This window comes from Altererythrobacter sp. Z27 (assembly GCF_052683155.1).
On record NZ_JBQYMC010000001.1, the window covers coordinates 674771 to 697886 of the forward strand.

Consider the following 23116-nt stretch of genomic DNA (forward strand, 5'->3'; position numbering starts at 1 on the left):
CGAATGAACGGTTTCGACATCATTGTGGCGATTGTGGTCGGCGTGGCGGCCATTGGCGGCTTCATGCGCGGCCTGGTGCAGGAAGTGCTTTCGCTGGCAGCCTGGTTCCTGGCGGCATTTGCGATCTATTACCTCCACACGCCGCTGACCGAGCAATTGAGCGAATTTCTCGATACCGAACCGGCGACTTCGCTGCTCGCCTTCGCCTTGCTGCTGCTGATCCCCTATGCGGCGATGAAGGTGATCGCCAACAATGTCGGCGAAGCCTCGCGTGGATCGATCATGGGGCCGATCGACCGTGTGCTTGGCTTTGGCTTTGGCCTGCTCAAGGGCGGGCTCATCATGGTCTTCGCGTTCTCGCTGCTCGTCCTCGGCTTCGATACGGTCTGGGGATACAAGGGTCGTCCGGACTGGATCACAAGCGCGAAGACCTATCCGATCGTCGATGCCAGCTCGCGGGCGCTGGTCGAAACCATTTCCGAACGCCGTGAACGCTTGAAGAGCGAAGCGGAAGCGATGGAATGACCGCGAACTCAGCGGGCAAGCTTTACACGACCGAACTGCTCTCGCTGGCGACGGAGCTATCCGGATTTCCATTAACGGGTGATTGGGCGCTGGCGGGCAAGGCCCGTTCGCGCACTTGTGGCAGCAGCATCAGGATCGGGATCGAGCCGGACGGGCAGGGCAGGATCGCAAGGGTCGGGCTTGCGGTCACGGCTTGTGCGGTCGGGCAGGCGGCGGCGACGATTTTCGCCCGCGAAGCCCTTGGCAAAGGCCGACAGGAAATCGCTACCGCGCTAGAGGAAATCGAAAACTGGCTGGAAGCGCCCGAGGTCCCCGCGCCGCAATGGCCGGGCTTCGATGCGCTTTATCCCGCGCGCGCGCATCCGGGCAGGCATGGCGCCCTGCTGCTGCCGTGGAAGGCCGCAGTGGACGCGCTTTGCAAGGCCGGGAACTCAGGCTAGAGCCAAGCCACATCGCAATGGGGAGAGCGTAACAACCATGTCAGAGGTCGCCAAAACGGCTGTTCGAGAGCCGAGCGAAAAGGAAATCCGGCTGGTGATTGCCGCAAGTTCGGCCGGCACGATCTTCGAATGGTACGATTTCTTTATTTACGGCACGCTTGCTGCACTGATCGGCGCGGCTTTCTTCCCGAGCGATAACGAAACGCTCGAAATATTGCTCGTATGGGCCGGATTTGCGGTTGGCTTCGGCTTTCGTCCGCTCGGCGCGATCCTGTTTGGCTTCCTCGGCGACAAGCTGGGCCGGAAATATACCTTCCTGGTCACTGTTACGCTGATGGGTATCGCAACCGCAGGGGTCGGGCTGATCCCGGGCGCGGCCAGTATCGGAATTGCGGCGCCGCTGATCGTGATCGGCTTGCGCATCCTGCAAGGACTGGCGCTCGGCGGGGAATATGGCGGAGCCGCGATATACGTGGCCGAGCACGCCCCACCCGAAAAACGCGGTTTCTACACCAGCTTTATCCAGGCCAGCGTTGTGGGTGGCTTTGTGCTGTCGATCCTTGTGGTACTCCTTTGCCGCGCCCTGATCCCGGAGGAAGCTTTTGCCGAATGGGGCTGGCGGGTACCGTTTCTGCTCTCGATCATCCTGCTCGGCATTTCGTTATGGATGCGGATGAAACTGTCTGAAAGCCCTGTGTTCCAGGCGATGAAGGCGGCGGGCGAAACCGCCGGCAACCCCTTCGTAGAGAGCTTCACCTATCCGGGGAACAAGAAGCGCATCTTCGTCGCCCTGTTTGGCATTGCGGGTGTATTGACGGTGATCTGGTACACCGCATTCTTCTATGGCCTTTCATTCCTGCGTGGCCCGATGCGGGTCGATGAAAAGGTGACCGAGATACTAATGCTCGTCGCGGGCCTGATCTCGATGAGCTTCTATATTTTCGTCGGAAAATGGTCTGACCGGGTCGGTCGCAAGAAGCCGATCATCATCGGCGCTATTGCCACTTTGGTATTCCTCTTCCCGATTTTCTGGGGCCTCGGCGCACTGAGCAATCCCGGATTGGGCGAAAGCGCGCGTACGACCCCTGTGGCGGTTGCTGGCGAGGGCTGCACCTTCGATCCATTCGCCAGCAAGCAGGAAACCCAATGCGGGCGGGTGCTGGCAGACCTTACATCGCTCGGTGTGAGCTATTCAGTCAGTGAGACCGATGGGGAGACGCAGGTTACAGCCGGACAAAGCCCGGTGGATATCGACCTGGCCGATGACGAAGGTCGCAAGGCGGCGCTTCAGTCTGCATTGGAAGCGCGCGGGTATGACTTCTCGAAGCAGAGCCCTCCGTTCGCCAATCTCGTCGGGATCGTCGCGTTGCTCTGCGCACTCGGTATGCTTTCGGCGCTGACCTACGGGTCTGTCGCCGCGCTGCTGGCCGAGATGTTCCCCGCTCGCATTCGCTACAGTTCGATGTCGATCCCCTACCATATCGGCGCCGGTTACCTTGGCGGCTTCCTGCCGCTTATTGCCGGCTATATCGTAGCGATCACAGGCAATGCCTATTCCGGGTTGTGGTACTGTTGGGCGGTTATGGCTTTCGGCCTGCTGGTCGCATGGTGGGGCATCCCGGACGGGCCGCCGCGCGATTTCGAGGAAAGCGTCGAGGATCCGCCAGCCTCACCAGTTCTTCCATGAGGTTGCTGTGACCGATCTCCCGCCGCCAAGCTTGCGGCTGACAATCGACCGGGAGGCGCTGGCCCATAACTGGCGCGCGCTCGATCGCCTGTCAGGCCACGCAAGCGCCGGTGCGGCGGTGAAGGCCGATTGCTATGGCCTTGGGGTCGAGACCTGCGTGCCCATACTTCGCGAAGCAGGCGCCCGCGACTTCTTCGTTGCGCATTGGAGCGAGGTTGCCTCCGTAGCGCGCCATGTCGATCCGGGCAGCATCGCTGTGCTGCATGGTCCGGCCAATGTTGCCGACGCGGATTACGCAAGGGCCATCGGCGCAATCCCCGTGATCAATTCGCTGCGCCAGGCGAAGCAGTGGCTCGACAGCGGCGGTGGACCCTGCGATTTGATGGTCGACAGCGGGATCAACCGGCTCGGCATCGCGCTATGCGAGGCTGGCGATCCGCTGGTTGCGCAGCTCGATGTGCGCGTTCTGATGTCGCACCTTGCCTCGGCCGATGAAGACAGCGCGATGAATGCACGGCAGCTTGGCGCGTTCCGCGAAGTGCTGGCGGTAATCGCGCACCAGCGCGCCAGCCTGGCCAACAGCGCCGGGATCGCTCTCGGGCCCGATTATCATTTCGACATGACCCGGCCCGGACTGGCGCTCTATGGCGGCGTGCCGCGCAGCGATATAGAAAATGCCATCCGTCAGGTCGCTTACCCAGAAGCGGCAATCATCCAGACGCGCAGCATCGCGCGGGGCGACACTGTGGGATACAACGCCACCTTCACCGCTGATCGAGTTGTGCGGGTCGGCGTTGTGTCGATCGGCTATGCAGACGGCATGCTGCGCTGTTGGGTTGATGGAGGCGCGCTGCAACACGGTGGACGCGCGCTTCCGATACTCGGCAAGGTGTCGATGGACATGGTGGTGATCGACCTGTCTGCCGCGCCCGATTTGTCCGAAGGCGACTGGGTGCGATTGCCCTACCGCTTGCCCGATGCTGCGCAGCATACCGGCCTGTCGCAGTATGAATTGCTCACCGTTCTGGGACAGCGCCTGAAAAGCCGATAGCGCCATGTTGCGCTGCACATTGTGCAAGTGCTAAGGCCGCAGCATCGGACGCACAGGAATGCATCAAATGGCCAAGAAGAATGCAGGCGATGGCGACACCGTCATCGTCAAGAAATATGCCAATCGGCGGCTCTACAACACCAGCACTTCGAGCTACATCACGCTGGAAGACCTTGCTGCGATGGTGCGCGACAATGTCGAGTTCCAGGTGCTCGATGCGAAGACCGGTGAAGACATCACCCATTCGATCCTGACCCAGATCATAATGGATGAGGAATCGAGCGGCGAGCAGATGCTGCCCGTCAGCTTCCTGCGCCAGCTGATCGGTATGTATGGCAATTCGATGCAGGCGATGATGCCCAGCTATCTCGAAGCGGCGATGGTCAATTTCCGCGAGAACCAGGGCAAGATCCGAGAAGCCTTTGAAAAGGGGATCAGCAACACGCCCTTCGCGAAGATCCATGAAACCAACATGGCTATGATGCGTGCCGCCACCGATGTGCTGATGCCGGGCACCGCCAAGCGCAGCGAGAAGCCTGCAGCCGGTTCGAATGACGAGATCGCGGCGCTGCGCAAGCAGATGGCCGAGATGCAGAAGAAGCTGGACGAGCTGAGCAAATAGAGCAAAGGGCGGCAGCTCGCCGCCACGTCCATTTCCGTTACAGAAAGTATCCCCGTGTCCCAGATCCGCCACGCCCTTAACATCAAGCGCGAGGACGATTTCGCCGCCTGGTACCAGGAAGTCATCACCGCTGCAGACATGGCCGAGGAATCGGGCGTGCGCGGCTGCATGGTGATCAAGCCATGGGGTTATGGCATCTGGGAACGCATCCAGCGCCTGATGGATGATCGCATCAAGGCGGCGGGGGTGCAGAACTGCTATTTCCCGATCTTCATTCCGCTGCGGAATTTCGAGCGCGAAGCCGAACACGTCGAAGGCTTTGCGAAGGAAATGGCGGTCGTCACCCATCACCGCTTGATCTCGGACGGGAAGGGCGGGTTGATCCCCGATCCGGAAGCAAAGCTCGAAGAGCCGCTGGTTGTCCGCCCGACGTCGGAAACTATCATCGGGGACGCCATGGCGCGCTGGGTGCAGAGCTGGCGCGACCTGCCGCTGCTGACCAACCAATGGGCCAATGTCGTGCGTTGGGAAATGCGCACCCGCATGTTCCTGCGCACCACCGAATTCCTCTGGCAGGAAGGGCATACCGCACACCTCGATCGCGCGGACGCACTGTCCGAAACGCACCGCGCGCTCGAAATGTATCGCGCCTGCGCCGAGGAAGACCTCGCGCTTCCGGTAATCGCTGGCGAGAAGCCCGAGAACGAACGCTTCCCCGGCGCGGTCGAAACATGGTCGATTGAGGCCATGATGCAGGACGGCAAGGCGCTGCAGGCCGGCACCAGCCATTACCTCGGCACCAATTTCGCCCATGCCGCCGGGATCAAGTATCAGGACCGCGAAGGCACCGAGCAATATTGCCACACGACCAGCTGGGGCGTTTCCACCCGCATGATCGGCGGCGTGATCATGACGCACGGCGATGATGACGGGCTGCGTGTGCCGCCGCGCATCGCGCCGCATCAGGTCGTGATCCTGCCGATGCTTCGCGAAACACCCGAAGACGAAGCGCTGCTCGCCTATTGCGAGGAACTGCGCGCCGGGCTGGCTTCGCAAAGTGCGATGGGAGAGCCGGTTCGCGTGCTGCTCGATAAGTCGCCGGGCAAGGCGGCAGGCAAGCGCTGGGACTGGGTACGCAAGGGCGCGCCGGTTATCATCGAAGTCGGCCCGCGCGACATGGCCGAAGGCAAGGTGGCGCAGATCCGCCGCGACCGGCTGTGGAACCCCGACAATGGCAAGCCTGCCTTTGCGTTCATCGCCCGCGAGGACGCGATCGGCTCGATCGGCACCTTGCTTACCGATATCCAGCAATCGCTGTTCGACGAAGCGCGCGAACGGCGCGATGCGAACATCACCCGCGGGGTGAACTCGCTGGCAGAGGTTGAAGCGTTCTTTTCGGGCTCGGCGAAATTCCCGGGATGGGTCGAAGTGCAGTGGTCAAAGCCGACCGGCGCCGCACTCGAAAAGGTCGTCGAAACGCTCAAGGGGATGAAGCTCACCATCCGCAACGTGCCGCGCGATGCGGCACCGGCGAACGGCACCTGCGTCTTCACCGGCGAACCGGCGGTCGAGCGCATACTGGTCGCGCGGGCATATTGATTCCTGCTCCGTTCGCCCTGAGCTTGTCGAAGGGCCGAATTTCATTTTTGAAATCTGGCCAAAAGAAGTGCAGGGCGTCGACAGGCTCAGCCCGAACGGATTTTTGATGGCGCAAAAGCGACAAAAGCAAGGTTTTCCCAGCAAGGAACAGGTACTCGAGTTTCTCCAGACGTCCGACACTCCTGCCGGCAAGCGCGAGATCGCCAAGGCGTTCGGGCTGAAGGGGCAGGAAAAGATCGCGCTCAAGCGACTGCTCAAGGACATGGCCGAAGAGGGCATGATCGACGGCAAGCGAACCGCCTATCACCGCATGGGCGGCGTTCCCAAGGTCACCGTGCTGCGCGTGATCGAGATCGAGGATGGCGAAGCCGTTGCCATACCCGACAATTGGTCGCCAGAGGCTCCGGGTGAACCGCCCAGGCTCACCATGCGCGAAATCCGCGGTAAGGGCGGCAAGCAGGTCGCTGCGCTCAAGCGGGGCGACCGCGTGCTGGCGCGGACCGAAGAGACAGATCGGGGCTGGATCGCACATCCGATGAAAAAGCTGCCCGCCCGCACCGAAGGGCTGCTGGGCGTGGTGGAGATTGACGGTAGCGGCAAGGCCTGGCTGGCGCCGGTCGACAAGCGTATCCGCAATTCCTCCCCCATTGCCGACCTCGGCGAAGCGGAGGAAGGGCAGCTGGTGATTGCCGAGCGTGCCGGACGTTCGGACCGCGCCGGCGTGAAAGTGATCGAAGTTGTCGGCGATCCGCTGGCGCCGCGCAGCTTCAGCCTGATCGCCATCGCCAAGCACGGCATCCCGCATATCTTCCCGGAGCAGGCGCTGCGCGAAGCCGAAAAGGCCGTCGAACTGCCGCTGGGCACGGAACGGCGCGAAGACCTGCGGCACTTGCCGATCGTCGCGATCGACCCGGCCGATGCGCGCGACCATGACGATGCAATCTGGGCCGAGCCGGACGGGCAAGGCGGCTTCAACGCCATCGTCGCGATTGCCGACGTCAGCTTCTATGTTCGCGCGGGCGGCGCGCTCGACCGCGAAGCGCGCAAACGCGGCAATTCGGTCTATTTTCCCGACCGGGTAGTTCCGATGCTGCCCGAAGTTCTCAGCGCCGACGTCTGCTCGCTGCGCGAAGGCGAAGACCGGGCTGCCATGGCTTGCCACTTGCGCGTGGACGAGCATGGCAATGTCACCAAGTTCCGCTTCACCCGCGCCTTGGTCCGCATCGCGCACAACATCGCCTATGAGGCGGCACAGGCCGAAATCGACAGCGGGAACGCGCCCGAGCACCTGCAAAATTTGTGGGCCTGCTGGCGCGCGCTCGAACGGGCACGGCATGCGCGCGACCCGCTCGAACTCGAATTGCCCGAACGCCGTGTGGTGCTCGACGAGAAGGGACAGATCGCCGAGATCGCGATCCGCGAGCGGCTGGATGCGCACCGCGTAGTCGAGGATTTCATGATCGCGGCCAATGTCGCCGCGGCGCGCGCACTCGAAGCCAAGACCGCCCCGGTCGTCTACCGCCTGCATGAAGCGCCGGGGCGCGAGAAGCTGCTCGCCCTGCGCGACTACCTCGCCACCTTCGGGCGCAAGCTATCGCTGGGCCAGGTGATCACACCGTCGCTGTTCAATCGCATGCTCAAGGACGTGACCGACGAGAGCGAGAAGGCGCAAGTGATGGAAGCGGTGCTGCGCAGCCAGATGCAGGCCTATTACGGGCCGGCCAATGTCGGCCACTTCGGGCTGGCGCTGGGCAGCTACGCGCATTTCACCTCGCCGATCCGCCGCTATGCCGACCTGCTGGTTCATCGCGCGCTGGTCGATGCCTATAAGCTCGAGCAGCCCAAGCCGAAGGGTAACCTCCCCGAAAGCACCGGCCTGTCGGACCGCGACCGGGCCAGCCTGCAGCAGGTGAGCGACGCCATCAGCCAGGCCGAGCGGCGCGCGATGGAGGCCGAGCGCGAGACGATCGACCGTTATGTCGCCGCATGGCTCTCGCACCGCGTGGGCGAAGTGTTCGACACCCGCATCACCGGCGTGCAGGCGTTCGGCTTCTTCGCCACCATAGTCGGGCTGGGCGGAGACGGGCTGGTGCCTGTCTCGACGCTGGGCCGCGAACATTTCCGTTACGAGGAAGCGGCGCAGGTGCTGGTCGGCGAAACCAGCGGCACGCGCTATGCGATGGGCGACAAGCTGAAGCTGAAATTGGCTGAATCCAACCCGCTCACCGGCGCGCTCAAATTCGTGCCGGTCGACAGCGACGGGATGAAAATCGAGCCGCGCGGTAACCGGCCTCCGCCTCGCCGCGGCCCGCCCAAGGGCAAGCATATGGTGGGCAAGCGCGGCCGCCCCGGAAATATCCGGCATCAGGGCAGGGGCAAACGTTGACGCCTAAGCGTCGTTGGCTGCCTCGTCGAATTCTTCGGGGATAATGTAGAGCGGGCAGGGCAGCGCCCCGGCGTGCGTCGAGAAGTGGGTCACCAGCGGGCCGGGATTGCCGCCCTTGGCCGCCCCCAGCACCAGCGCGGCGATATTCCCGTGTTCGTCGAGGAATTCGCGAATCACCTTCTGGCCGCCGCCCACCGCTACTGAAATCGCGGGCATGATGCCCATCTCTGCCAGCAGGCTTCCGGCGGCCCCATGCGCCAGCATTTCCGCGCGGTCGCGCGCTTCCTGTTCGATCGTTGCCTGGATGCCGCCAAAGGCGCTGATGTTCTGTTGGGGGACCAGCGCAAGGATGTGAACGCCGCCGTCGACCGCGCCCGCGCGCCTAGCGGCATAGCGCAAGGCAGAGCGCGCCTCATCGGTTTCGTCGATCACCACCAGGAAGACCCGCATCCCCAACTCCTTCGCCGCGGGGTATCCGCTGAAAACGTATTCTTCGCAAGGTTCTTGCCCCGTGGCCCCGAATTCGGCACAGGCTTCCGTTGCGTAAAGGAAAGGGAATCTCTCCAGCAATGCCTATCGAAATCAAGATGCCTGCGCTTTCGCCGACGATGGAGGAGGGCACCCTCGCAAGATGGCTGGTGAAGCCGGGCGACGAGGTGAAGGCTGGCGACATCATGGCCGAGATCGAGACCGACAAGGCGACGATGGAATTCGAGGCTGTGGATGAAGGCACTATCGCCTCGATCGCGGTCGAAGAAGGCACTGAAGGCGTGAAGGTGGGCACGGTGATCGCTCTGCTGGCGGAAGAGGGCGAGGATGCAAGCGCCGCAGCTGTAGCTCCGGCCTCCAAGCCTGCCCCCGCACCCGCAGCTCCGGCGAGCGAAGCCCCGCAAGTTGCACCGGCGCCTGTCGCGGCTCCGGCTCCTGCGCCCGCTCCTGCAACCTCAGGCGACCGCATCGTGGCCTCGCCGCTGGCGAAGCGGATCGCCGAGCAGAAGGGGATCGATCTTTCCGGCGTGACGGGCAGCGGCCCCAATGGCCGGATCGTGAGGGCCGATGTCGAGGGAGCCACCGCACAACCCGCTCGTCCCGAGCCTGTCGAAGGGCGAGCATCTGCCCCCACACCGTCGATCTCACCTGCAGATGGCGGCGCGCCTTACGAAGAGCAGAAACTTAACAACGTGCGCAAGGTCATCGCGCGGCGCCTCACCGAGGCCAAGCAGCAGATCCCGCATATCTACCTCACCGTGGACGTGCGGCTCGATGCGTTGCTCAAGCTGCGCAGCCAGCTCAATGCCTCGCTCGAACCCGATGGCGTGAAGCTTTCGGTCAACGATTTGCTGATCAAGGCGCTGGCCCGCGCGCTCCAGCGCGTGCCCAAGTGCAATGTCAGCTTCCAGGGCGATGTGCTGCATCAGTACACGCGCGAGGACATCTCGGTTGCCGTGGCCGCGCCTTCGGGCCTGATCACTCCAATCATCAAGGATGCCGGGCGCAAGGGGCTGGCCCAGATCAGCACCGAGATGAAGGAGCTGGCGAACAAGGCGCGCGACGGCAAGTTGCAGCCGCATGAATACCAGGGCGGCACCGCTTCGCTTTCCAACCTCGGCATGTTCGGCACAAAGCAGTTCGACGCAGTGATCAACCCGCCGCAGGGCATGATCCTGGCGGTGGGCGCCGGCGAACAGCGGCCATGGGTGGTCGATGGAGCGCTCGCCATTGCGACCGTGATGAGCGTGACCGGCAGCTTCGATCACCGCGCCATCGACGGCGCAGACGGCGCGCAGCTGATGGACGCTTTCCGCCAGCTGGTCGAAAACCCGATGGGTCTGGTGGTTTAACGGCGGGGCTGTCCTACAGCCCGGCGGATATGCGATGGAGGCGGCATGACTTGCTTATCGAACCGCGTCATTTGCAGCCATTCCGCGCATTCGCACCGGCCCGAAGTTTTTATCTTCTGTACTGTGTCGCGTGTGTCGCATCAGATAGAGCTTAGTCAGAGGTAATTGCAGTAATGTCAGCCAGTTATGACGTCATCGTTCTCGGCTCCGGACCCGGCGGCTATGTCGCGGCGATCCGCTGTGCGCAGCTGGGCCTGAAGACTGCCATCGTCGAGCGTGAGAACCTCGGCGGCATCTGCCTCAACTGGGGCTGCATCCCCACCAAGGCGCTGCTGCGCAGTGCCGAGATCAAGCATTACATGGACCATGCGGCGTCATATGGGCTCAAGGTGGCCGGCACGATCGAGGCCGACCTTGCCGCAGTGGTTGCGCGCAGCCGCGGCGTGGCGAAGCAGCTCAATCAGGGCGTCACGCACCTGATGAAGAAGAACAAGATCGCGGTCCATATGGGCGAGGGCACGCTGACCGGCCCCACGTCGCTGACAGTGAAGGGCGAGAAGGGCGAAGAGAAGCTGACCGCCAAGCATGTGATCGTCGCCACCGGCGCGCGTGCGCGCGACCTGCCGTTTGCGCCCGCTGACGGCAAGCGCATCTGGACCTATCGCACTGCGATGACTCCGCCTGAAATGCCCAAGAAGCTGCTGGTGATCGGCAGTGGGGCGATCGGAATCGAATTCGCGAGCTTCTACAATGATATGGGAGCCGAAGTTACCGTGGTCGAGATGCTCGACCGGATCGTGCCGGTTGAGGACAAGGACGTTTCGACCTTCCTTGAGAAGGCGCTGACCAAGCAGGGCATGACCATCATGACCGGAGCAGGCGTCGAGGACCTCAAGGCGACCGCGACCGGCGTGAAGGCGAAGATCAAGGACAAGACGGGCAAGGTCAGCGAGCAAGACTTCAGCCATTGCATCGTCGCCATCGGCATCGTCCCCAATACCGAGAACATCGGGCTGGAAAAGCTTGTCGAGATGGACCGCGGCTTCATCCAGATCGATCCCTATGGCCGCACCAAGTCGAAGGGCCTGTGGGCGATCGGCGATTGCACCCCTGGCCCCTGGCTGGCGCATAAGGCGAGCCATGAAGGCGTGACCGCCGCCGAAGCCATCGCCAAAGAGCTGGGCAACAAGGAAGTGCATCCGCACCCGCTCGACCGCAACAACATCCCCGGCTGCACCTATTGCCACCCGCAAATCGCCAGCGTCGGCATGACCGAGGCCAAGGCCAAGGAAGCCGGTTACCAGGTCAAGGTCGGCAACTTCCCCTTCATCGGCAATGGCAAGGCGATCGCGTTGGGCGAGGCAGAAGGCTTCATCAAGACGGTGTTCGACGCCAAGACCGGCGAACTGCTCGGTGCGCACATGATCGGCGCCGAAGTGACCGAGCTGATCCAGGGCTATGTCGTGGGCAAGCAGCTCGAGACGACCGAAGCCGAACTGATGCAGGCGGTGTTCCCGCACCCGACGCTGAGCGAGATGATGCACGAAAGCGTGCTGTCGGCCTACGGCCGGGCCTTGCACATCTGACCGGTAAGGCGGAGGGGAGACGATGGCCGAATTTCTCCTCCTCGCCTTCATCCTGCTGATCGCGGGGGTCATCTCGGTCCCGATCGCGACGCGACTCGGGCTGGGTTCGGTGCTGGGCTACCTCCTAGCAGGCATGGTGCTGGCGCCGCTGCTCGGTTTCCTTGGCGTCAACGTCACGCAGCTCCAGCATTTCGCCGAGTTCGGCGTGGTGATGATGCTGTTCATCATCGGGCTTGAGCTTGAACCGAAGCGGCTGTGGGCCATGCGCCAGCGGCTTGTCGGGCTGGGCGGCGGGCAAGTGCTTGTTACCACTTTGCTGATCGCCGGCATCTCGCTGCTGCGTGGCGACGACTGGCGCAGCGCACTGGCGGTGGGCATGATCCTCGCGCTCTCTTCGACGGCCATCGTGCTGCAGACCTTGGAGGAGAAGCGGCTGCTCAAGACGCAAGGCGGCGAAGCGAGCTTCTCGGTGCTTCTGGTTCAGGACGTGGCCGTGATCCTGATCCTTGCGCTGCTGCCGCTGCTGGCCGTGCCTGAACTCGCGGCGGGTGCAGCGGGCATTGCCGAGGGCGATGACCATGGCACGCTCAGCCTTGTCGCTCACTTGCCCGGCTGGCTTGCGGGGCTGGTGACATTGGGCTCGATCGGGCTGGTCGTGCTGGTCGGCATTTACGCCACCCGGCCGATCTTCCGGATGATTGCATCATCGGGCCTGCGCGAACTGTTCACCGCGGCCGCGCTGATGTTCGTTGTCGGCATCGCGCTGCTGATGCTGCTCGTGGGCCTCTCGCCCGCGCTGGGCGCATTCATCGCCGGGGTGGTGCTGGCGAACAGCGAGTACCGCCACGAGCTCGAAGCCGACATCAATCCCTTCAAGGGGCTGTTGCTGGGCCTGTTCTTTATCACGGTTGGCGCCAGCATCGATTTCGACCTCGCGATCAGCCAGTTCGGCGCAGTGCTGTTCTGGACCGCGGTGCTGATCGTAACGAAAATGGCGGTGCTGTTCGCAATCGGAAAGGCATTCCACCTGCAGGGGCAGGATCGCTGGCTGTTCTCGCTCGGGCTGGCGCAGGCAGGCGAGTTCGGCTTTGTGCTGATCGCCTTCGCACTGGGCAATGCAGTCCTCAGCCCGGACGCTGCCAGCCTTCTGTTGCTGGTAATAGCATTCTCGATGCTGGTCACACCGTTGCTGTTCATCCTCTACGACAAGCTGATCGTGCCGCAACATGCCGCGGGGGACGAGCGCGAGGCGGATTCGATCGAAGAGGAGAACGACATCATCCTGGCGGGGCGGGGCAGGGTGGGCGGCATTGTCGACCGCATCCTCGATGCGACCGGCTACAAGGCGACGGTGATCGACTACGATTCACGCCATATCGAACAGCTCAAGAAGTTTGGCGTCCGCACGTATTTTGGCGATGCGACGCGCCCGGATCTTCTCGAAAGCGCGGGGATCGCGAGGGCGCGGTTGCTGATCGTGGCGCTCGACGAGAAGGACCAGATCAACCGGCTGGTCGGCTATGTCGCCAAGGCATATCCGAGGGTTCACATCGTTGCCCGCGCGATCGACCGCGACCATGTCTACAAGCTTTGGGCGTTGGGCTGCCGCGATATCATCCGCGAAACCTATGACAGCTCGCTGCGCATGGGGCGCTCCTCGCTTGAAGCGCTGGGCCATGATCGCCAGTCCGCGCAGGCCATGGTCAGCGCCTTCGAGGAAATGGACCGCACCTCCATGCGCGAGGTGGCGGACCTCTATGACCCCGACCTTCCGGCATGGCAGAACGAGCCGCTGCTGGAGCGGATCAAGCAGTTGCGCGAGGTCTGGGATCCCAAGCTGCGCGAGCAGATGGACGAGATCATCCAGCGGGGGCGCTAGGCCGTATTCGACGAACGACACTGGATTTTTGCCGCACGAACCGGCACCCCAACTCGATCAAACAGGGAGACGAACATGCCGAAACGCTGGCTAGCCGCCGCATTGCTCACCACCAGCGCGCTCGCTGCACCTTCAGTTGCCGCACAGGATGCCGAGACCAAGCTGCTGCGCGATCCCGCGCTCTCGGATAACGCACTCGCGTTCGCTTATGCAGGAGACATATGGATCGCAGCGCCAGACGGCAGCAATCCGATCCGCCTTACCTCACATGCCGCCAACGAGCGCGATCCGATCTTCTCGCCCGATGGCACCAAGATCGCATTCACCGCGAACTATGACGGGAATGACGATGTTTTCGTGATCGACGTCACCGGCGGCCAGCCAAAGCGGCTGACCTGGCATCCCGGGAACGATACTGCGGTCGACTGGGCTCCCGGCGGCAAGGCCGTGGCAATCGTCAGTGCGCGGGAACGTCGTGCAGGGCGGTCGGCACAACTCTATCATGTCGCTCTCGACGGCGGATTGCCGACCAAGGTCTCCGAAGCTGTGGTGGCCGGTGGTGCATATGACGAGAGCGGCCGCATCTTCGCCAACGTGCCCTGGGGTTCGGGCAACGCCGTGCTTACCGGCGGCGTCAACGGCTGGCGCGGCTATCGAGGTGGCCTGGCTCCCTCGCTGCAATTGATCGACTTTGCGGCCGGTACTTCCAGCACGATCCCGGGCGACCGCACGACCGAGTTCGATCCGGTATGGATGGGAGGGAAGCTCTATTTCCTGTCGGACCGCTGGAACAAGCGGTCGAACATTTTCCGTTTCGATCCGGCAACCGGCGAATTGTCGCAGCTGACCAGCGAAACCGAATGGGACATTCGCAACATCACCGGCAAGAACGGGCGCATCGTCTATGAGGCTGGCGGAGTGTTCCATTCGCTCGATGTGGCGAGCGGGGCGGCTAGCCGTCTGCCGATCTCGCTGGTTGCGGACCTGCCCGCGCGACGCCCGGGCTGGAAGGACGCCAGCAAGCAGATGACCGGCGCAGCGCTTTCGCCTTCGGGCAAGCGCGTTGCCGTTACTGCCCGCGGCGAAGTCTTCACCGTGCCGACCGACAAGGGCGCCACCCGCAACATTTCGCAGAGTGCATCTGGCCGGGACTACACGGCGATCTGGTCCGAAGACGGCACCAGCATCGCATACATCTCCGATGACGGGACCAAGCAGACGCTCGTGATCGAAGACCAAAGCGGGATCAAGCCGGTGCGAAAGATCGCGCTGGGCGATCATTTCTACCAGCTCGTGGGTTGGGGGAATGGCGGCAAGCACCTGATCTACGCGAGCAACAAGCTGACGCTGCACGCACTCGATGTCGCTTCCGGCACGAGCTGGCAGGTGGCAGCGAGCCCGCGCCGCAATGGCGATTTCGAGGCTACCCTTTCTCCCAAGGGCCGCTGGATCGCCTACACAACTCGTGGTGCGAACGGCAACGGCGCATTGCATATCTACGATCTCGATGCACGGCAGGCCTATCCGGTGACGGGTGATCTTGCCGACATCGGTTCTCCCGAATTCTCGAAGGACGGCAAGCTGCTGTTCTTCGCCGCGTCGACCAATGCAGGCTCGGTCTATTCCGGCCTCGACATGACGACGCAGGATCGCCCCTATCGTGCGGGCCTCTATGCCGTTGTGCTCGAGGCAAGGGGGGAATCCCCGCTCGCTCCGGTCCTCGCCAATGAGGAAGCCGAGAAGCCGGGAGACACCGCAGCGAAAGACAGCAAGGGCAAGGGCGGTAAGGACAAGGACGCCGAGGACAAGGATAAGGGCGTTACAGTCGATCCCACCGGCCTCGTTCGCCGGACGGTATCGCTGCCGGTCCCCGAAGCGGCCTATACCAGCCTTGCAACCGCCAAGGATGGCGCGCTGTTCTACATCGAACGCGTGCAGCCCGGCGTTACGACAGGGCCCGGCAGCGGACAGGAAGGCGCTCGCTTGATGCGCTTCGATTTCGATGAGCGCGAGGCCAAGGAAGTGGGCAAGGGCTTCGTCAGCGTCTCGACCGACAAGGCCGGCGAAAAACTGCTGCTGGTCAAGCATGATGACACCCTCGCCACTGCCGATGTTGGCGAGAAGCTTGAACCTGAACCGGTGCAGCTGTCCGGTGTACGGCTCCATGTGGACCCGCTGGCCGAATGGAAGCAGATCTTCGGCGATGTGTGGCGGATGGAGAAAGAATTCTTCTACGATCCGAACATGCATGGGCTCGATTGGGCTGCGGTGCGCGCCAAGTTCGAACCGCTCTTGCCGCATATCGGTCGGCGCGAGGACCTGAACGAATTGCTCGTCGAAATGGCGGGCGAAATGGGCGTTGGCCACAATTACATCGGCGGCGGCGACGTTTACAGCAACAGCTCTGCCTCACCCGGGTTGCTCGGGGCGGATATTGCGATCGAGAACGGACGCTATCGCATCAAGCGGATCTATACCGGCGAGCAGTGGAACCCGTTCCTTGCCGCGCCGCTTGCGGCACCCGGCGTAGACGCGAAGCAGGCTGACTACATCATCGCGATCAACGGCCAGGAACTGACGGATAGCGACAATATCTATGCCGCCTTGTCAGGCTCTGCAGGATCGCAAGTGGCGCTGACGGTCGCTGCCACGCCTGCGGGCGAGCGCCGGACTTCGACTGTCGAACCCGTAGGCAGTGAAAGCCAGCTTCGATTGTGGTCGTGGATCGAGGACAATCGCAAGCGGGTAGACGCTGCCACCAACGGCCGCGTCGCCTATGTCTACATGCCCAATACCGCTGATGCAGGCTTCACATTCTTCAACCGCATGTATTTCGCCCAGACGGACAAGCAGGCGCTCATCCTTGACGAACGTTCCAATGGCGGCGGCCAGGCAGCGAATTACATCATCGATGTTTTGAGTCGCAAATGGCTGGCGGGCTGGAAGGATCGCGAAGGGCTCGACTGGGCGACGCCGGGTGGCGGCATCTATGGCCCGAAGGTCATGCTCATCGACCAGGACGCAGGTTCGGGCGGCGACTGGATGCCCTATGCATTCCGCGAAGCCGGGCTGGGAACGCTGATCGGCACACGCACCTGGGGCGGTTTGATCGGGATCAGCGCCAATCCCGACCTTATTGATGGCGGGTTCCTGACGGTCCCCTTCTTCCGCTTCTTCGATACAAACGGACGTTGGTCGATAGAGAACGAGGGTGTCGCACCGGATATCCGCGTCGAACTCGATCCGGTCGCACTGGACCGCGGACAGGACACGCAGCTCGAAGCCGCGATCGCCGTAACGCTTCAGAAACTGGACGGGGCGACCTCACCGATCAGGTCCGCGCCGCCCTACCCGACCGAGCTTGGCCAGTGAGCTACTGACGACGGTGGCGCGGGGCCATACTTCGCGCCACCGGGTGTGACGAATTCGGCTTAACTGCTCCCGAAGCGGAAAACTGTCAGAATCGAGGTTGCCAAGGGCCCAAAATTTCGATCTACTCCCCGCATAAGAAATAAAGTGTGCCCGAAAATCGGGCTCGATAGTGGGGAGGAGTTTTCAATGAAGAGACTCGAATTGTATCTGGGCACCGCGGTGGTCGCCCTGGTTGCGGCGCCTGTCGCTGCTCAGGACGAAACGACAGGTAACGTCATTATCGTTACCGCTCAGCGCCAGGCGCAAAGCCTGCAGGAAGTCCCGATCGCGGTTAGCGCCTTCGATGCCGAAGCGCTCGAAGCGCAACAGATCGAAAACGCCAGCGACCTTCAGCTGACCCTGCCCAACGTAACCTTCTCGAAGGGCAACTTCACAGGTTCGAGCTTCACTATCCGCGGCATCGGCGACCTTTGCGTCGGCTTCAGCTGCGACAGCGCCACCGCGATCCACATGAACTCTGCGCCGCTTTTTGGCACGCGACTGTTCGAAACCGAATATTTCGACCTTGAACGGATCGAAGTCCTTCGCGGCCCGCAGGGCACGCTGTTCGGACGCAACGCAACGTCGGGCGTGGTCAATATCGTGACTGCGAAGCCTGACTTGTCTGGCTTTAGCGGCGCCGCCGAATTCGAATACGGCAATTTCAACAGCATCAAGGCCAAGGGCATGATCAACATGCCCATCGGCGATACGCTGGGTGTGCGACTGGCGGGCTTCTACCTGAAGCGCGATGGCTACACCGAGAACGTTTTGGACGGGAAAGACTTCGACGACCGCGACATGTATGCGGTGCGCGGCTCGCTTCGGTGGGAGCCGGGCCCGGATACGACGCTGGACCTGATGGCGTTCTATTTCCGCGAAGACGACAGCCGTATGCGCATTCAAAAGCAGCTGTGCCAACGCGACCCCACTGGCGTGCTGGGCTGTCTCAATGCGCGGCGTGACTTCGCCAAGACCAATTCGAACTCGACCTTCACCGGAACTTTGGGTTCTCAGGAATTCCTCAACCTTAACCTCGGCTCGCTTGGAGCTGGGTTGGGGCTCAACAGCCTGTATGGCAATGACGCGTACTGGAATTTCCAGGAACCGGAGGATGTTCGCAAGGTCAGGACCGCGTTCAAGCCGGAATATTTCACCGACGAACTGCAATTGCAGGCGCACCTCGACCACAATTTCGAGAATTTCAAGGTTTCGCTCGGCGCTACATACCAGGAAACCAGCGTCGACTCCCGCCAAGACTATAACAACGGGGTCGGCGACCGTACGTTGCTTGCAACTGCCCTCGGCACCTTAAGTGGCGTATGGGCCAATCCGCTTGCGGTCGGCCCGGATATTGCGGGTTATTTCACGCCTATCACCAACGCGCTCATTCCCAACGGGCCGACCGGCGAGCTTTGCGTGTCCGACACCCGCCTCGACAATCGCGGCGCCTATGAAGGCTATTCGGTCTGTTCGGATGATTTGCTTCAGTTCGACCGTTCGACCGGCAAGGGTGAATCCTGGTCGGCAGAAGCCATCATCTCCTCGGACTTTGACGGGCCATTCAACTTCCTGCTCGGCGGTATCTACGCGCAGTCAAAGGCGACCGATGGCGACTATTTCGTCAACAGCTTCGCGATCGACTATATTACGGGTGTCCTCGGGTCGTTCACGGCCTTGGGTGCGGAACTTCCTCCGTCCTACCTGGCCACATCCTTCTATCGCAACAACACGCAGAAGTTCCAGCTCGACAGCTGGGGTATCTTTGCTGAGGGCTATCTCGAGCTGTCGGATCGCCTCAAGCTGACAGCCGGCCTTCGTTACAATGACGACAAGAAGAAGCTGACGGCACGCACAACGCTCGCCAACTTCCTCAATCCCTATTCCAACGATGGTGATCCGTTTGACTCGCCGTTCGTGGGGTCTTTCGACGCTGACCCTGGGCTTGATGGAAACCAGCTGGTCCAAAGCCGCAAAGTTGCATTCAATGAGGTTACCGGGCGCGCGGTCCTCGACTACCAAATCACGCCCGACAATCTACTCTATGCTTCGTACTCACGTGGTTACAAATCGGGCGGTATCAACCCGCCGCTTTCGCCCGTGTTCGAAGTGCCTGAAGGCTTTGGCCCCGAAAAGGTCGATGCCTTCGAAATCGGCAGCAAGAACACGATTGCCAATGGCGCGATCCAGCTGAACGCCACGGCCTTTTTCTACAAGTACAAGGGCCTTCAGCTCAGCCGCATTATCGCTCGTACGTCGGTCAACGACACGATCGACGCGGATATCTGGGGCCTTGAGCTCGAATCGATCATCCGCCCATCGGACAACTGGTTGATCAACATGAACTTCAGCTACCTCAATGCAGAGGTGGCGGGTGACCAGTTCTTCAGCAATCCGCGCGATCCGGGCGGCGGCGATCCGAACGCTGTGATCATCAAGGATATCACCAATGGTGCCTTGTGTGCAGTTACCGGCGGCGTCGCTGGCGGGCCTGATGCCTTCGTCAATGCGATCAACCCGGCTCTGGGCCTGCAGGGTGTTACCGAGTTCCCGGCTGATGGAGGGATCGCTTCCTCGGGTGCCTTCAGCATCTGTAGTGCCCTGACGGCACAGGCTGCCGCCATTGGTGCTTCTTTTGGTGGCATAGAAGTCCTCAGCCCCGGCGTTGAGGTCAACCTGAAGGGCAACAAGCTGCCACAGGCTCCGACCACGAAGGCTTCGGTAGGTGCCCAATACACGCATGACTTTGCCAACGGCATGACGTTGGCACCGCGTGTGGACATCACCTACACTGGTGAACAGTATGGCAACGTGTTCAACGGCAATGTGAACAGGCTTGAATCTTTCGTGCAGGCCAATGCCCAGATCCAGCTCAATTCGGCCAATGGCAGCTGGTTCCTGCGCGGTTTCGTGCAGAACATCTTTGACAGCAGCTCGGTGACTGGCCTTTATGTCACTGACGCATCGTCGGGGCTGTTCACCAACATCTTCACGCTCGAACCACGCCGCTATGGCGCCGCATTCGGCATGAAGTTCTAAACCCGAATATCGGGACAGAAAGGGGGCGTCGCGGTCAGCCGCGGCGCCCCTTTTTCGTCGCCACCGCTCAGTGATGATGCTGAAAGTGGCGGACAGGGTGGGATTCGAACCCACGGTGAGCGTGAACCCACGGCGGTTTTCAAGACCGCTGCCTTAAACCACTCGGCCACCTGTCCGTTGGCGAAGCTCGCTAGCGTGCTTGCATGCTATTGTCACCCGCTATCAAGCGCCTAGAACCGCCGGATGGCACACGGAACCCACGACTTCGCGCCAGATCCGCGAAACCAGTCCATCCTGATCAACGTCAACGGCACTCTGGTGCCAAGGCCAGAGGCAACCGTTTCAGTCTTCGATAGCGGTTTCATGCTAGGCGATGGGGTTTGGGAGGGGTTGCGTGTGCACAAGGGCCGCATCGCATTCCTCAATGCACACCTCGACCGGCTTTACGAGGGCGCAAAGGCTATCGCGATGGATATCGGGCTGACACGTGAAGAGCTCGCTGAGCGGCTCTATGCCACCATCGACGCGAATGCGATGCGGGGGGAAGCGGGGGTACACATACGCCTGATGGTGACGCGCGGGATCCGCTCGACACCATACCAGGATCCGCGCGTGGTGATTTCCCCCGCAACGATCGTGATCATTCCAGAGTACAAGGCGCCGCTACCCGCTACGGTGGAGAAGGGCATCCGGCTGTTTACTGTCCACGTTCGTCGCGGCGATCCGGCGGTGCAGGACCAGAAGCTCAACTCGCATTCGAAGCTCAACTGCATCACGGCCTGCATCCAGGCCACGCAGGCAGGCGCGGACGAGGCGCTGATGCTCGATCCGCATGGCTTCGTTGCGACCTGCAATTCGACCCATTTCTTCATCGTACGCAAGGGTGAGGTGTGGACCTCGACTGGCGATTATTGCCTTGGAGGGATTACGCGCGCCAATGTGATCAGGATTTGCCGCGAAGAGGGCATTCCCGTTTTCGAGAAGAATTTCTCGCTGACGGATGTCTATGGCGCGGACGAGGCATTCGTGACCGGCACGTTCGCCGGCGTCGTCCCTGCTACCGAAATCGACGGCCGCGAGTTGACCGAGGGCAGGGGGGCAATGGTGGAGCGGCTGCAAGGGCTCTACCGTGCGCTGGTTGACCGGGACGTCGCGGGATGAGCGAGGGCATCCGCATCGCGATGTGGAGCGGCCCCCGCAACATCTCCACCGCAATGATGCGCAGCTTCGGTTCGCGGGCCGATTGCGCTATCTCGGATGAGCCGTTCTACGGAGCGTTCCTCAAGGATAGCCGCGAACCGCATCCCATGGCGGACGAAGTCATCGCCGATATGGATTGCGACTGGCATAGCGTCACTACCACGCTATCGGGTCCGATCCCCGGTGGAAAAACCGTGTGGTACCAGAAGCATATGCCGCACCACATGGTCGGGCCGATCACGATCGCGGACTTCCCGCAGCATCGCCATGCCTTCCTGATCCGCGCGCCGGAGCGCGTTGTGGCGAGCTATCGTAACAAGAACGAATTGCGCAGCCCGGAAATGCTCGGCTTTGCCAAATTGCGTGCCTATTTCGATCACGAGGCCGAACGAACCGGATACGCACCCCCGGTGGTCGATTCCGATGATATCCTGCGCAATCCGGGCGGTGTGTTGGCAGCGCTGTGCGAAGCCATGGGGATTGCCTGGGATCCGGCGATGCTCTCTTGGGCCAAGGGGCCGCATCCGGAAGATGGTATCTGGGGGGCGCATTGGTACGACAAGGTCAATGCCTCAACCGGTTTCGGCGCACCGCCAGGACCATTGCCGCATTTGGACGACGGCTTTGCCAGCGTCGCTGACGCTTGCCGCGACGACTACGAGGCGCTGAAGCGGCACGCCCTCTGCGGATGACGATGGAAAAGCCCGCGTACGATAATGGACCATTCATCGCATGCATGGCAGTTTAAGAGCATGTTCCTGAAACCTCTCGCAATTGCCCTTTCTGTCGCCGTATTCCCGTTGGCTGCGGCGCCAGCACAAGCGCAGCAGGCGGAGCAGCCGCGCACTGAGCTCGGAGCGCTCTCGTTCGATGCCTATCTCCAATTGCTCATCGCGCGGGCACGGGCCGAGGGCGTGAGCGAACCCACCATCCAGCGCATGACCGAAGGGCTCACGCCCAACGATCGCGTGATACGGCTCGATCGTAGCCAGCCCGGTACACCCACAAGCAGCGGCTATCCGCCACTCGCCCCTTACATCGCCACTCATGTAAACGACGCGCGGATCGCGGGCGGACGTGACGTCGTGGCATCGAACCGAGCCACTTTGCAGGCAATCGAGGCCGAATATGGCGTACCGGGCGAGATCATCGTCGCCATTTTCGGGCACGAGACCAGCTATGGCCGGATCAGGGGCAATTTCGATCTTGCACGTTCCCTGGCAACGCTCGCCTGGGAAGGGCGCCGCCGTGAGCTTTTCGCCAATGAATTCGTGGCTTTGCTGAAGGTTGCCGACAAGGGATATGATCGCCAGGAGCTGGTCGGTAGCTGGGCAGGCGCATTCGGCAATCCGCAATTCCTGCCGAGCATCTATTTGAAGCTGGCGCGCGACGGCGACGGCGATGGCCGCGCCAATATCTTCAGCAACCGCGCCGATACTTTCGCGTCGATCGGAAACTATTTGCGTTATGCTGGCTGGCGAGAGGGACAGCCATGGGGCGTGAGAGCCATGGTTCCGGCGGGTTTCAACTGGAGCGCCGTTGAAACCGAACTTGTGTCGCCTGTTTGCCCAAGGGTTCATGGCCGGCACAGCCGATGGAAGACGACGGCGGAATGGCGCGCTCTAGGCGTGCAGCCCCAACAGCCTTTGGGCGATAATGTCCTCTCAACGCTGTTCCAGCCAGACGGACCCGGAACTCCAACGTGGCTGTTGACGTCGAATTTCCGCGCAATCCTCGAATACAATTGCTCGAATTACTACGCGATGAGCGTAGGGCTGCTGGCGGACGAGATCGCGCGCTGAAACCACAAGAGGGAAGGGGAAATATCGCCCCGGGGCGCTCGTCTTGGC

16 protein-coding genes and 1 tRNA gene are annotated in these 23116 nt (G+C 61.9%); 15 read left to right on the top strand and 2 right to left on the bottom strand.

Annotation, left to right across the window (positions count from 1 at the left end):
- Positions 1 to 3: 3 nt before the first annotated feature.
- The 7 genes from ACUJ47_RS03385 (at position 4) to rnr (ending at position 8310) form a co-directional block, all read left to right on the top strand.
- Positions 4 to 525, top strand: a complete 522-nt coding sequence (locus ACUJ47_RS03385; protein WP_445537044.1) for a CvpA family protein — start codon at positions 4 to 6, stop codon at positions 523 to 525.
- Positions 522 to 965: an iron-sulfur cluster assembly scaffold protein gene (locus ACUJ47_RS03390; protein ID WP_445537045.1), complete on the top strand. Its 444-nt coding sequence runs from the start codon at positions 522 to 524 to the stop codon at positions 963 to 965. The genes ACUJ47_RS03385 and ACUJ47_RS03390 overlap by 4 nt, the downstream gene beginning before the upstream one ends.
- Before the next feature lie 37 nt (positions 966 to 1002).
- Positions 1003 to 2652, top strand: a complete 1650-nt coding sequence (locus tag ACUJ47_RS03395) for an MFS transporter (RefSeq protein ID WP_445537046.1) — start codon at positions 1003 to 1005, stop codon at positions 2650 to 2652.
- Between the two features lie 7 nt (positions 2653 to 2659).
- Entirely contained in the window at positions 2660 to 3703 is a 1044-nt protein-coding gene (gene alr / locus ACUJ47_RS03400) for an alanine racemase (protein WP_445537047.1), read from the top strand.
- A 67-nt stretch (positions 3704 to 3770) separates the two neighbouring features.
- The gene (phaR, locus tag ACUJ47_RS03405) at positions 3771 to 4325 is read left to right on the top strand and encodes a polyhydroxyalkanoate synthesis repressor PhaR (RefSeq protein ID WP_445537048.1); all 555 of its coding nucleotides are present in this window, start codon (positions 3771 to 3773) and stop codon (positions 4323 to 4325) included.
- Positions 4326 to 4379: 54 nt separating this feature from the next.
- On the top strand, positions 4380 to 5924 hold the full coding sequence (locus ACUJ47_RS03410) for an aminoacyl--tRNA ligase-related protein (RefSeq protein WP_445537049.1): 1545 nt from the start codon (positions 4380 to 4382) through the stop codon (positions 5922 to 5924).
- A gap of 106 nt (positions 5925 to 6030) precedes the next feature.
- On the top strand, positions 6031 to 8310 hold the full coding sequence (gene rnr, locus ACUJ47_RS03415) for a ribonuclease R (RefSeq protein ID WP_445537050.1): 2280 nt from the start codon (positions 6031 to 6033) through the stop codon (positions 8308 to 8310).
- Positions 8311 to 8313: 3 nt separating this feature from the next.
- Here rnr and ACUJ47_RS03420 read toward each other — a convergent pair whose 3' ends face one another.
- Positions 8314 to 8760: a universal stress protein gene (locus tag ACUJ47_RS03420; protein WP_445537051.1), complete on the bottom strand. Its 447-nt coding sequence runs from the start codon at positions 8758 to 8760 to the stop codon at positions 8314 to 8316.
- A gap of 119 nt (positions 8761 to 8879) precedes the next feature.
- On the opposite strand from ACUJ47_RS03420, the gene ACUJ47_RS03425 reads away from it, so the two are divergent.
- The 5 genes from ACUJ47_RS03425 to ACUJ47_RS03445 all read left to right on the top strand — a co-directional run bounded on the left by ACUJ47_RS03425 (position 8880) and on the right by ACUJ47_RS03445 (position 20066).
- The gene (locus ACUJ47_RS03425) at positions 8880 to 10151 is read left to right on the top strand and encodes a pyruvate dehydrogenase complex dihydrolipoamide acetyltransferase (protein WP_445537052.1); all 1272 of its coding nucleotides are present in this window, start codon (positions 8880 to 8882) and stop codon (positions 10149 to 10151) included.
- 173 nt (positions 10152 to 10324) lie between these two features.
- A complete protein-coding gene (lpdA, locus tag ACUJ47_RS03430) occupies positions 10325 to 11737 on the top strand; it encodes a dihydrolipoyl dehydrogenase (RefSeq protein WP_445537053.1) in 1413 nt (470 codons plus the stop codon).
- A gap of 22 nt (positions 11738 to 11759) precedes the next feature.
- Positions 11760 to 13616 carry a cation:proton antiporter domain-containing protein gene (locus tag ACUJ47_RS03435; protein WP_445537054.1) on the top strand — a complete coding sequence of 619 codons (1857 nt, stop codon included), beginning with the start codon at positions 11760 to 11762 and terminating at the stop codon, positions 13614 to 13616.
- Positions 13617 to 13691: 75 nt separating this feature from the next.
- The gene (locus ACUJ47_RS03440; RefSeq protein WP_445537055.1) at positions 13692 to 16988 is read left to right on the top strand and encodes a S41 family peptidase; all 3297 of its coding nucleotides are present in this window, start codon (positions 13692 to 13694) and stop codon (positions 16986 to 16988) included.
- Positions 16989 to 17174: 186 nt separating this feature from the next.
- Positions 17175 to 20066 (top strand): TonB-dependent receptor, encoded by a 2892-nt coding sequence (locus ACUJ47_RS03445; RefSeq protein ID WP_445537056.1) that lies wholly within the window; start codon positions 17175 to 17177, stop codon positions 20064 to 20066.
- Positions 20067 to 20152: 86 nt separating this feature from the next.
- On the opposite strand, the gene ACUJ47_RS03450 is transcribed toward ACUJ47_RS03445, so the two are convergent.
- Positions 20153 to 20242 (bottom strand) — tRNA-Ser (locus ACUJ47_RS03450).
- A 67-nt stretch (positions 20243 to 20309) separates the two neighbouring features.
- Here ACUJ47_RS03450 and ACUJ47_RS03455 point away from each other — a divergent pair.
- Genes ACUJ47_RS03455 through ACUJ47_RS03465 form a run of 3 tightly spaced genes read left to right on the top strand, consistent with a single transcriptional unit; the run spans position 20310 to position 23068 of the window.
- Entirely contained in the window at positions 20310 to 21227 is a 918-nt protein-coding gene (locus ACUJ47_RS03455; RefSeq protein ID WP_445537057.1) for an aminotransferase class IV, read from the top strand.
- Positions 21224 to 21958: a sulfotransferase-like domain-containing protein gene (locus ACUJ47_RS03460; protein ID WP_445537058.1), complete on the top strand. Its 735-nt coding sequence runs from the start codon at positions 21224 to 21226 to the stop codon at positions 21956 to 21958. Before ACUJ47_RS03455 ends, ACUJ47_RS03460 begins: the two co-directional genes overlap by 4 nt.
- A 60-nt stretch (positions 21959 to 22018) precedes the next feature.
- A complete protein-coding gene (locus ACUJ47_RS03465; RefSeq protein ID WP_445537059.1) occupies positions 22019 to 23068 on the top strand; it encodes a lytic murein transglycosylase in 1050 nt (349 codons plus the stop codon).
- The last annotated feature ends 48 nt before the right edge of the window (positions 23069 to 23116 follow it).

Excerpts from the sequence above, each read along its gene's own strand:
- ACUJ47_RS03390 (WP_445537045.1), top strand. The coding sequence starts at position 522 with ATGACCGCGAACTCAGCGGGCAAGCTTTACACGACCGAACTGCTCTCG.
- ACUJ47_RS03465 (WP_445537059.1), top strand. The coding sequence starts at position 22,019 with ATGTTCCTGAAACCTCTCGCAATTGCCCTTTCTGTCGCCGTATTCCCG.
- ACUJ47_RS03385 (WP_445537044.1), top strand. The coding sequence starts at position 4 with ATGAACGGTTTCGACATCATTGTGGCGATTGTGGTCGGCGTGGCGGCC.
- phaR (WP_445537048.1), top strand. The coding sequence starts at position 3,771 with ATGGCCAAGAAGAATGCAGGCGATGGCGACACCGTCATCGTCAAGAAA.
- lpdA (WP_445537053.1), top strand. The coding sequence starts at position 10,325 with ATGTCAGCCAGTTATGACGTCATCGTTCTCGGCTCCGGACCCGGCGGC.
- ACUJ47_RS03425 (WP_445537052.1), top strand. The coding sequence starts at position 8,880 with ATGCCTATCGAAATCAAGATGCCTGCGCTTTCGCCGACGATGGAGGAG.
- ACUJ47_RS03445 (WP_445537056.1), top strand. The coding sequence starts at position 17,175 with ATGAAGAGACTCGAATTGTATCTGGGCACCGCGGTGGTCGCCCTGGTT.
- ACUJ47_RS03455 (WP_445537057.1), top strand. The coding sequence starts at position 20,310 with ATGGCACACGGAACCCACGACTTCGCGCCAGATCCGCGAAACCAGTCC.
- ACUJ47_RS03435 (WP_445537054.1), top strand. The coding sequence starts at position 11,760 with ATGGCCGAATTTCTCCTCCTCGCCTTCATCCTGCTGATCGCGGGGGTC.
- ACUJ47_RS03420 (WP_445537051.1), bottom strand. The coding sequence starts at position 8,760 with ATGCGGGTCTTCCTGGTGGTGATCGACGAAACCGATGAGGCGCGCTCT.
- rnr (WP_445537050.1), top strand. The coding sequence starts at position 6,031 with ATGGCGCAAAAGCGACAAAAGCAAGGTTTTCCCAGCAAGGAACAGGTA.
- ACUJ47_RS03395 (WP_445537046.1), top strand. The coding sequence starts at position 1,003 with ATGTCAGAGGTCGCCAAAACGGCTGTTCGAGAGCCGAGCGAAAAGGAA.
- ACUJ47_RS03460 (WP_445537058.1), top strand. The coding sequence starts at position 21,224 with ATGAGCGAGGGCATCCGCATCGCGATGTGGAGCGGCCCCCGCAACATC.
- ACUJ47_RS03440 (WP_445537055.1), top strand. The coding sequence starts at position 13,692 with ATGCCGAAACGCTGGCTAGCCGCCGCATTGCTCACCACCAGCGCGCTC.